The following is an 8,538-nucleotide window of genomic DNA, read 5'->3' on the forward strand; positions in this document are numbered from 1 at the left end:
CACCGGCGAAACGTCCAAGTACGACCCAGTACGAGGACGCTTCGCCGGCGCGCCCAGCCGGGCGCCCAACGCCGCGCGCTGATCCGCCGCGAATTTTCAGACACGCCCTGGCACGATCACCCACCAGGAGAATTGTCATGCGCCCTCGCGTTGTCTGCGGAATCGCGGCCGTCGTCGCCCTGTTCGCCACGGCCTGCGGAAGCGGCGCCGGAAGCGGTGCCGGAAACGGCGGCGGGGGAGGCGGAGAGCGCGGCGCGGCCGGCGCCGCCCAGACCGCCCCGGCCGGCGGCTACCCCGTCAAGGTGGCCGACTGCGCGGACCGGGAGACCACCATCGCCAAGGCCCCCGCCAAGATCGTCACCAGCAATGCCGCCGCCCTGGAGATACTGCTCCAACTCGGCGCGGGCGACCGGGTGATCGGTACCGGCTTCCCGCCCGGCAAGGGCACCCTCCCGCCGGCCCTGGCCGAACAGGGCGCCAAGGTGCCGGTGCTCGGCGACAAGACGATCCCCAAGGAGAAGCTGCTCGGCTCCGGCGCCGACCTCTACGTCGACACCTTCGGCGCGATGCCGATGATGGGCGGCGGCGCCACCGGGCCCAGCGAGGAGGAGTTCGCGGCGGCTGGCATCCAGCACGTCTACCTCCTCTCGACCGCCTGCGCCGGCACCCCCAAGGCCGCCAAGGCGCCGCGCACCGACCTGTCCGGGGTCGAGAACGACATCCGCCGCCTCGGCGCGGTCACCGGCACGGCCGCCCGCGCGGAGGAACTCGTCACCGGGATGGAGAAGCAGGTCGGCGAGGTGCGCACCGCCCTCGCCGGCGTCGCGCAGGCGCAGCGGCCCGGCTACTTCGTCTTCGACTTCGACGCCGGCACCAAGCAGCCGGTGGCGGTCTGCGGCCGGCAGGTCGCCAACGCGGTGATCACCCAGGCCGGCGCCCGCAACGTGTTCGCCGACTGCGACGCCGACTTCAAGCCCGGCTCCTGGGAGGACGTCGTCGCCAAGAACCCGGACTGGATCCAGCTCGCCGTCCGCAACCGGGGCAGCGAGGAGGCCACCCGCAAGGCCTTCGACGACGCCGAGGCGTTCCTGCGCGGTTTCCCCGCGACCCAGGGCCTGAAGGCCGTCCAGGAGGGCCACTTCGTGCGGCTCGGCTCCGAGGTCACCACCATCGCGGGCGTGCGCAACGCCGACGCCGTCCGGCAGATCGCCGCCACCGTCCACCCCGACCTCGTCAAGAACGGGCAGTAGACGGTGACGTCGGCCGTCTCCGCCGAACGGCGCGAGGAGCCCCGCCCGGCCCGCACCCAGCGGGCCGGGCCGCTGGCCGTCGCGCTGACCGCCGCCCTGGTGCTCGCGCTGACCGCCGCCGTGTCGTTCGGCGCGGTGGACATCCCGCCCGGCGAGGTCTGGTCGGTGGTCGCCCACCACCTCACCGGGCGGGCCCCCGAACCCGGCACCCGCGACCTCATCGTCTGGCAACTGCGCGTCTCGCGCGCCCTGCTGGCGGCGACGGTCGGGGCCGGGCTCGGCCTGGTCGGCACGGCCGTGCAGGCCCTGGTCCGCAACCCGCTCGCCGACCCCTACCTGCTCGGCATCTCCTCCGGCGCCTCCCTCGGGGCGGTCGCGGCGATCGTCCTCGGCACCTCGCTCGGCCTCGACCTCGCCTTCGGCAGCGCGCTCGGCCTCACCGTCTCCCTGGCGGCCTTCGCCGGCGCGCTCGCCGCGTTCTCCCTGGTCTGGCTGGCGGCCCGGCGCGGCGGCGGCTTCTCCCCGCTGCGCCTGGTCCTCGCGGGCATCGCCATCGCCCAGTTCCTCGGCGGCATCACCAGCTACCTCGTCCTGCAGACCCGCGACGAGCAGCAGACCCGTGGCGTGCTGTTCTGGCTGATGGGCAGTCTCGGCGGCGCCGTCTGGGCCCAACTAGCCGTCCCCGCCGTCGCGGTGGTGCTCGGGCTGGCCCTGCTCCAGGCCCGTGCCCGCGGGCTCAACGCGATGCTCATGGGCGACGAGACGGCCGCCGGGCTCGGCGTGGACGTCACCCGGCTGCGCCGGGAGGTCTTCGTCGTCACCAGCGTGCTGACCGGCGTGCTGGTCGCGGTCTCCGGCGCGATCGGCTTCGTCGGACTGATGGTGCCGCACGTCTGCCGCCTGCTCGTCGGCGGCGACCACCGGCGCCTGCTGCCGCTGTCCGCGCTCACCGGCGCACTGCTGCTGGTCGTGGTCGACACCGTGGCCCGCACCGCGCTGGACGGCCAGGAACTGCCGATCGGCGTGGTCACCGCCGTCCTCGGCGCCCCCACCCTGCTCTACCTGCTGGACCGACGACTGGAGCGCACGTGAGGATCGCCGTCGAGGACCTGAGCGTCACCCTGTCCGGGCGGGCGGTGGTGGCCGGCGTCCACCTGGTCGCCGAGGAGGGGGAGATCGCCGGCCTGGTCGGGCCCAACGGCAGCGGCAAGTCCAGCCTGCTGCGCACCGTCTACCGGCACCTGCGGCCGAGCGCCGGGCGGGTGCTGCTGGCCGGGCGCGACCTGGCCGGGCTGCGCCCCGCGCAGTCCGCCCGGCACATCGCCGCGCTGCCGCAGGAGCGGGGCGGGGACTTCGAGTTGAGCGTCCGCGAAGTGGTCGCGATGGGCCGCACCCCCTACAAACGGTCGTTCGCCGGCGACGACGCCGAGGACCACCGGATCACCGCCGACGCGCTGGCACGGGTCGGCATGGCGGACGCCGCCGACCGCCGCTTCGCCCAACTGTCCGGGGGCGAACGGCAACGGGTGCTGCTGGCCCGCGCGCTGGCCCAGCAGCCGGACGTCCTGGTGCTGGACGAGCCGACCAACCACCTGGACGTCCGGCACCAGGTCGAACTCCTCGCCCTGCTGCGGGACCAGCGCCGCACCACCCTGGTCGCGCTGCACGACCTCAACGCGGCCGCCTCCGTCTGCGACCGGCTGCACGTCCTGCACCGCGGCGCCCTGGTGGCCTCCGGGGCGCCGCGCGAGGTGCTGACCGCGGAGCTGCTGGCCGAGGTGTTCGGCGTCCGGGCGGCAGTGGTCGAACACCCGCTCACCGGTGACCCGTTGATCGCCTTCGACCACCGAACCCCGGCCGCCCCGACTGCCCCGGCCGTCCCGACCGCCCCGGCTCCGGTGGAGGGTGCCGGGGCCGGGGCGGATGCTGGTGGGGCGGGGTTCGTCGGGTTGGACGCCGCCGGGGTGGAGCCCGCGCGTCAGAGCGCCTCGTAGTGGCTCGGCCGGCCGTCGAGTTCGACCAGCCGGCCGCGCTGCGCGGCGTCCTCGCTGCGCAGCAACTCCCAGTCCCCATCGGCGCGGTGGAGTACCGAGGAGTGCCAGGGCGTCATCCAGGCGTCGGCAGCTTCCAGCAGCCGGATGCCGAACTTCGGTGCGCCCGCCGGCTGCGGGTGGATGGACAGCCGGACCGACCGGGGGTGCTGCTCGGCGATCAACTCGCCCCAGGCGCGGCTGCGCTGGATCACCCCGTACGCGCGGCGGCGGCAGTCGCGCTGCAGGGCGGAGCGGGTGCCGGTGAAGCCGACGGTGTCGTCGGTCAGGAAGCGGGTGATGCCGCGGTAGAGCCGCAGGGTCTCCTCGTCCGTCAGCACCTGCTCGCGCAACTCCTCGACGCTCGGCGCGTACTGGGCGTGCACCCGGGCGCGCTTGTCGTCGTACGGCAGGTCGCCGAGGACGTCCCGCAGGTCGAAGGTGGCGAGGTGGGCGAGGTCCTCGCGCCCGATCATCGCCGTCAACTCGTCGGAGTACTCGTCGATGTGGTCGTCGGGGACGTGGACGAGGTCGCCGAAGATGTGCCCGTCCGAGCAGATCAGGATCCGCGCGCCGGGCTCGTAGTACCCGCCGATCTCCGCGCAGAGCCCGTCGAGGAAGGTGAGCGACAGCCGTTCGCCCTCGTCGGGCAGGTGGCTGAGCACCTTCGCGGGGTTCGGCGACTTGCAGGGGAAGCCGGGCAGGGTGAAGAGGATCGGGTCGCCGGCGGTGATGAAGTCCGTCAACTGGGCCAGCTGGAATGGGAAATGCTCGGGCTTGGCGTCCAGCCCCGGGTCGGAGGCGCGGCGGTGCGGCAGCAGCAGGCCGAGGATCCGGGCGGCGAGCCGTGCGGCGTCCTGCTGGTCGGTGCCGCCCCCGGTGTTCGCGGGCTCCGGCGCGGGCGTGGGCGCAGGTGCGGTGTGGTGGTGGCGGGTGGAAACGGTGCCGGCGGGCGGCATGGTGGTCCTCCGTGGAAGGTGGTGCGGGCGTGGAGCGGACGCCGGGCCGACGTCGGGCGGACGTCGGCGGGCGGGCGCGGCCGCGGGGTGTTCGCAGGGTGGCCGAGGGCCCCGGCTCAGGCGCGCCGGTCGTAGCCGACGGGCAGCCGGTTGACCCCGCGCGCCAGGACGGCGGGGATCCAGGCGAGGGAGTCCAGGCCCTCGTCGGCGGCCTCGGACGGGCGCAGCCCGGGCAGCCGGGTGAGCACGGTGGCGATGGCGGTCTGGAGTTCGGCCCGGGCCAGGGCGGCGCCGGGGCAGTAGTGGATGCCGTGGCCGAAGGCGAGATGGGCGTTGGGCGTGCGGTCGAGGTCGAGGCGGTCCGCGTCCGGGAACCGCGTCTCGTCCCGGTTGGCGGCGCACAGCGAGACGATCACCGAGTCGCCGGCCGGGACGGTGGTCCCGAACAGGTCTCCGTCCTCGGCGAGGAACCGCCAGGTGGTGAGCTCGAACGCGGCGTCGTGGCGCAGCAGTTCCTCCACCGCGCGGGCCAACAGGCCGGGGTCGTGGGCGGGCCCCTCGGAGAGGGAGTCGCGCAGCCGGGCGAGCTGGTCGGGGTGGCGCAGCAGCGTGATCAGCATGGTGGTGATCTGGTTGGTGACCGGCTCCTGGCCCGCGACCAACAGCTGGAACACCATGGAGTCCAGCTCCTCGCGGCTCAACTCGCCCGCGTCGTGGGCGGCGACGAGCCGGCCCAGCAGGTCGGCGTCCGTCGTGGCCGGGTCGTGCCGGTCGTGGCCATCGGCGAGGTTCCCGGCGCGCTTGTGGGCGACCACGTCGGCGATGTACGTCTGGAGGCCGCGCAGCCGCGCCTCGTACGCCGGGCGGCCCGGATCGTGCGGGCCGACGGGCTGCACGACCTTGCCCCAGTCGCGGTCGAATCGCACCGCCAACTCGGCCGGCAGGCCGATCACTTCGGCGAGCACCCGGAACGGGAAGTGCGCCGCGAAGCCGGCCACCAGGTCGGCGCCGCCGGTCTCGGGCAGTTCGTCGACCAGCGCGTCGGCCAGCTCCTGGAAGCGCGGGCGCAACGACTCCACCCGGCGCGGCGCGAAGGCGTCCAGGACGAGCCGGCGCATCGTGGTGTGCTTGGGCGGGTCCTGGTGCAGCAGGTGGACCTGCAACTGGGAGTGCTGCGGCTCGGGCATGATCGACGCCAGCTTGTGCCAGTTCTCGTTGCCCAGTGCGTGGTTCTTGCCGAACCTGGGGTCGTTGAGGGTCTCGTGGGCGGCCTGGTAGCCGGTGACCAGCCAGGCGTGGATGCCGCTCGGGAACTCCACCCGGTGCACCGGCCCGGCCTCGCGCATCCGCCGGTAGAGCGGGTACGGGTCGCTCTTGTACGCGGGGCCGTACAGCGGTACTGGGTCCGGGAGTTGGTCGTACCCGTACGGGCAGCGCGGTTCGTCCGCCGGGTGGGCCGGCGCCGGATCGTGGACGGTGTCGGTCATCTGCGGTGTTCCTCCGGTGGTGCGGGCATGGCGGGGTGCGGGCTCTCGGGTATGGGCTCTGGGGTACGGGCTCTGGGCATGCGGGCGTTGGGAGTTGGGGAGGCGCGGTCCGGCAGGCTCAGGTCCGTGGGCGGCGGTGCAGGGCGAGCAGTGCCACGGCCGTCGCCGCGACCAGGGCGGCCAGGGCGATGCCCGTCCGGGTGCCGGTGGTGGCGCGGTCGCCGGCCAGCGCGGCGGCGCCGGCCAGGGCCGGGCCGAGGGCGAAGCCCAGGCTGCGGGCCAGTTGGACGGCGGAGCCTGCGGTGGCGAGCTTCCCGGGGGGCGAGGCGGTCATCACCAGGGCCTGGGTGGGGCCGCCGTTGAGGCCCATCCCGACACCGGCCAGGGCGAGCCGCCAGGCGATGTCGGCGGCGGACCAGCCGGTGTCCAGCGGGACGAGCAGCGCCAGGCCGAGGGTGGTGACGGCGGCGCCGGCGAGCGCGGTCGGGCGGGCGCCCCAGCGGTCGGCCAGCCGTCCGCCGACCCGGCCGGCCAGCACCATGCCGAGCGGGAAGGCCAGCATGGTGAGCGCGGTGGCGGTGGCGCTCTCGCCGCCCGGACCGCGCAGGTGCTGGGCGAGCAGGTAGTGGCAGGCCGCGAAGCCGGCGGCGAGGGCCAGCACCGACGCGTTGACCCCGACGGTTCCGGCGGCCCGCAGCACCTCGGCGACCGGCCTGCCCCCGGGGCGGCGCAGCCAGACCAGCACCAGGGGGGCGGCGGGCAGCGCCAGCAGCAGCCACAGCGGCGCCTCCGGGGCCAGGGTCAGCGCGAGCAGCACGGCGGCGACGGCCGCGCCTATCAGGGCGGCGTCGCCGAGCGACGCCCGGTCGGGCGGGCGCAGGTGGCCCCGCCGCGGGGCGTACCGGCGCACGATCAGCACGGCGGCCAGGCAGACCGGCAGCTTGATCAGGAAGACCGCCCGCCAGCCGAAGTGGTCCAGTAGCAGGCCGCCGATGACCGGCCCGGTGACGGCGCCGAGCGGGCCGAGCGTCGCCGGGATGCTCATCGCCCGTCCGCGCGATTCGGGGCGGACGGAGGTGGCGGCCAGCACCGGCATCAGGACGAACAGCACCGCGCCGAAGGCGCCCTGGAGCAGTCGGGCGGCGATCAGCCAGCCCGCCCAGGGGGCGAGGGAGGCCAGCACGCTGCACGCGGCGAAGCAGCTGACGGCGAGCAGCAGCGCCGAGCGGGTGCCCACCTGGTCCAGCCAGCGCCCGGCGGGCAAGAGGAGTGCCACCAGCGGGAGTTGGTAGCCGAGGGTGGCCCACTGGGCGACCCCGGCGGACACGTGCAGGCTGGCCGAGATGTCGGTGAGGGCCAGGTTGACCACGTTCATGTCGAGCATCGCGACGAACGAGAGCAGCCCGGCGGCCACGACCAGGATCCACCGGTCTGCCGGTTCGGCCTGACTGTTCATCAACGTGGTGGCGGTCAGCGGCTGTTGCGCTGCCATGAAGTCCCTCCGTTGCCCGACTGCTGTACCGGACACCGCCTCGGCGGCGGGGTCCGGTACAGCAGTCGGAGGCGCGGGGGCTCCAGTTCCGAACATGTGAAGGAATTTTCGGACGGACGGGGGCGACGGACGGATGGCAACCGATAGCAGACAACTAACAACTAACAGATAACAGATTTCGAAATCTGTTATCTGTTAGTTGTCATCTGTTACCCGCTACCTGCCCCCGCTCAGCAGGCCGCTGCGAGTTCCCCGCCCTCGGCCGCTCGGAGCCGGGCTATCAGCTCCTCCCGGGCGCGGGCGACTCGGGAGCGTACGGTGCCGATCGGGCAGCCGGCGACCTCGGCCGCCTCGGCGTAGCTCAGGCCGACCATCTGGGTGAGGACGAAGGCCTCCCGCCGCTGGGCGGGCACCCGGTCGAGCAGGTCCCCGAGCGCGACGCCGTCCTCGAACCCGGCCGCCGGTTCGGCCCCCTGCCGCTCCGCGGCCTCCTGCCAGTCCGGCAGCGCCGCGCAGCGCGGTCGGGCGGCGGCCGTCCGGTACCGGTCGATCACCGTGCGCCGGGCGATCGACAGCAGCCAGGTGCGGGCCGAGGAGCGGCCGGCGAACGCGGGCAGGCCGCGCAGCGCGCGCAGGAAGGTCTCCTGCGCGAGGTCGTCGGCGGACTGGACGTCGGTGAGGTGGGCGACGAACCGCCAGACGTCCCGCTGGGTGGCGCGGACGAAGGCCTCGACGTCCGGGGCCCGGCCCGCGCGGGCGGTCAGTGCGAGCGCGGTGAGCTGCTCGTCATCCACGGTGGCCTCCCACCCGGCCGGTCCCACCGTGAGGGCAGTGCGGGACGATGGTCGTATGAGATGCGCGCAGTTCCGTACCGCCCTGTCGGCCCGGCTCGACGGCGAACCGACCGGACTGTCGGGTGGCCGGTTGGACGGGCACGTCGCGCGCTGCGCCGGTTGCCGTGCGTGGCTGGAGCGGGCCGAGCAACTGCGCGGCCGCGTCCGGGCGAGCGCCGCCGCCGGCCCGTCGGACGAGTGGTCGGCCCGCTTGCTGGACGGACTCGGCGTGCGGGGGCTCGGGGGCGGTCAGGCTCCGGACGGGCCGGAGGCCGTGGAGCGGTAGGACGGTGGCGCCGGTCCAAGCCGGTGCGCCGTCGTAGTCAGGCATGCGAAGGTCCTGAGGGGAGGGCTGGGAGCGGCGCCACCCGAGGCGGGGCCGCCCGCCGCGCGGGGGCGAACCCGCGGCCCCCCCCGCCCCCCCCGCGGAGTCCGCGGGGCGGCGCGGGGCCCGGCCCCGGGGGCCCCCGCCCGCCCGCACCCCCCC

Annotated in this window: 8 protein-coding genes; 4 read left to right on the forward strand and 4 right to left on the reverse strand. The window is 74.8% G+C overall.

The annotated features are described in order from the left end of the window. Nucleotides 1-137 precede the first annotated feature (137 nt). Genes ACFV6I_RS34540 through ACFV6I_RS34550 form a run of 3 tightly spaced genes read left to right on the forward strand, consistent with a single transcriptional unit; the run spans nt 138 to nt 3,244 of the window. Entirely contained in the window at nt 138-1,250 is a 1,113-nt protein-coding gene (locus ACFV6I_RS34540; RefSeq protein ID WP_380429740.1) for an ABC transporter substrate-binding protein, read from the forward strand. Between the two features lie 3 nt (nt 1,251-1,253). Continuing rightward, nucleotides 1,254-2,342, forward strand: coding sequence for a FecCD family ABC transporter permease (locus ACFV6I_RS34545; RefSeq protein WP_380429743.1), 1,089 nt, complete (start codon nt 1,254-1,256; stop codon nt 2,340-2,342). Continuing rightward, nucleotides 2,339-3,244 (forward strand): ABC transporter ATP-binding protein, encoded by a 906-nt coding sequence (locus tag ACFV6I_RS34550; protein ID WP_380429745.1) that lies wholly within the window; start codon nt 2,339-2,341, stop codon nt 3,242-3,244. Before ACFV6I_RS34545 ends, ACFV6I_RS34550 begins: the two co-directional genes overlap by 4 nt. Here ACFV6I_RS34550 and ACFV6I_RS34555 read toward each other — a convergent pair. The 4 genes from ACFV6I_RS34555 to ACFV6I_RS34570 all read right to left on the reverse strand — a co-directional run bounded on the left by ACFV6I_RS34555 (nt 3,229) and on the right by ACFV6I_RS34570 (nt 8,012). Next, nucleotides 3,229-4,239, reverse strand: a complete 1,011-nt coding sequence (locus ACFV6I_RS34555) for an L-tyrosine/L-tryptophan isonitrile synthase family protein (protein ID WP_380429748.1) — start codon at nt 4,237-4,239, stop codon at nt 3,229-3,231. The two genes, ACFV6I_RS34550 and ACFV6I_RS34555, sit on opposite strands and share 16 nt — an antisense overlap. A 116-nt stretch (nt 4,240-4,355) precedes the next feature. Then, complete coding sequence (locus tag ACFV6I_RS34560; protein WP_380429750.1) at nt 4,356-5,726, reverse strand: cytochrome P450; 1,371 nt, start codon at nt 5,724-5,726, stop codon at nt 4,356-4,358. Between the two features lie 118 nt (nt 5,727-5,844). Beyond that, nucleotides 5,845-7,218 (reverse strand): MFS transporter, encoded by a 1,374-nt coding sequence (locus ACFV6I_RS34565; RefSeq protein WP_380429753.1) that lies wholly within the window; start codon nt 7,216-7,218, stop codon nt 5,845-5,847. A gap of 230 nt (nt 7,219-7,448) precedes the next feature. Next, nucleotides 7,449-8,012, reverse strand: coding sequence for a sigma-70 family RNA polymerase sigma factor (locus ACFV6I_RS34570; RefSeq protein ID WP_079135986.1), 564 nt, complete (start codon nt 8,010-8,012; stop codon nt 7,449-7,451). Nucleotides 8,013-8,067: 55 nt separating this feature from the next. Between ACFV6I_RS34570 and ACFV6I_RS34575 the strand changes: the two genes are divergently transcribed. Beyond that, nucleotides 8,068-8,337, forward strand: coding sequence for a zf-HC2 domain-containing protein (locus ACFV6I_RS34575; protein WP_380369027.1), 270 nt, complete (start codon nt 8,068-8,070; stop codon nt 8,335-8,337). Nucleotides 8,338-8,538: the final 201 nt, after the last annotated feature.

This window comes from Kitasatospora sp. NPDC059803 (genome assembly GCF_042732255.1).
In the GTDB taxonomy this organism is placed as follows: Bacteria; Actinomycetota; Actinomycetes; order Streptomycetales; family Streptomycetaceae; genus Kitasatospora.

What these genes read in the sequence shown, in the direction of transcription:
- ACFV6I_RS34540 (WP_380429740.1), top strand. Translation starts at nt 138, where the DNA reads ATGCGCCCTCGCGTTGTCTGCGGAATCGCGGCCGTCGTCGCCCTGTTC.
- ACFV6I_RS34555 (WP_380429748.1), bottom strand. Translation starts at nt 4,239, where the DNA reads ATGCCGCCCGCCGGCACCGTTTCCACCCGCCACCACCACACCGCACCT.
- ACFV6I_RS34560 (WP_380429750.1), bottom strand. Translation starts at nt 5,726, where the DNA reads ATGACCGACACCGTCCACGATCCGGCGCCGGCCCACCCGGCGGACGAA.
- ACFV6I_RS34565 (WP_380429753.1), bottom strand. Translation starts at nt 7,218, where the DNA reads ATGGCAGCGCAACAGCCGCTGACCGCCACCACGTTGATGAACAGTCAG.
- ACFV6I_RS34575 (WP_380369027.1), top strand. Translation starts at nt 8,068, where the DNA reads ATGAGATGCGCGCAGTTCCGTACCGCCCTGTCGGCCCGGCTCGACGGC.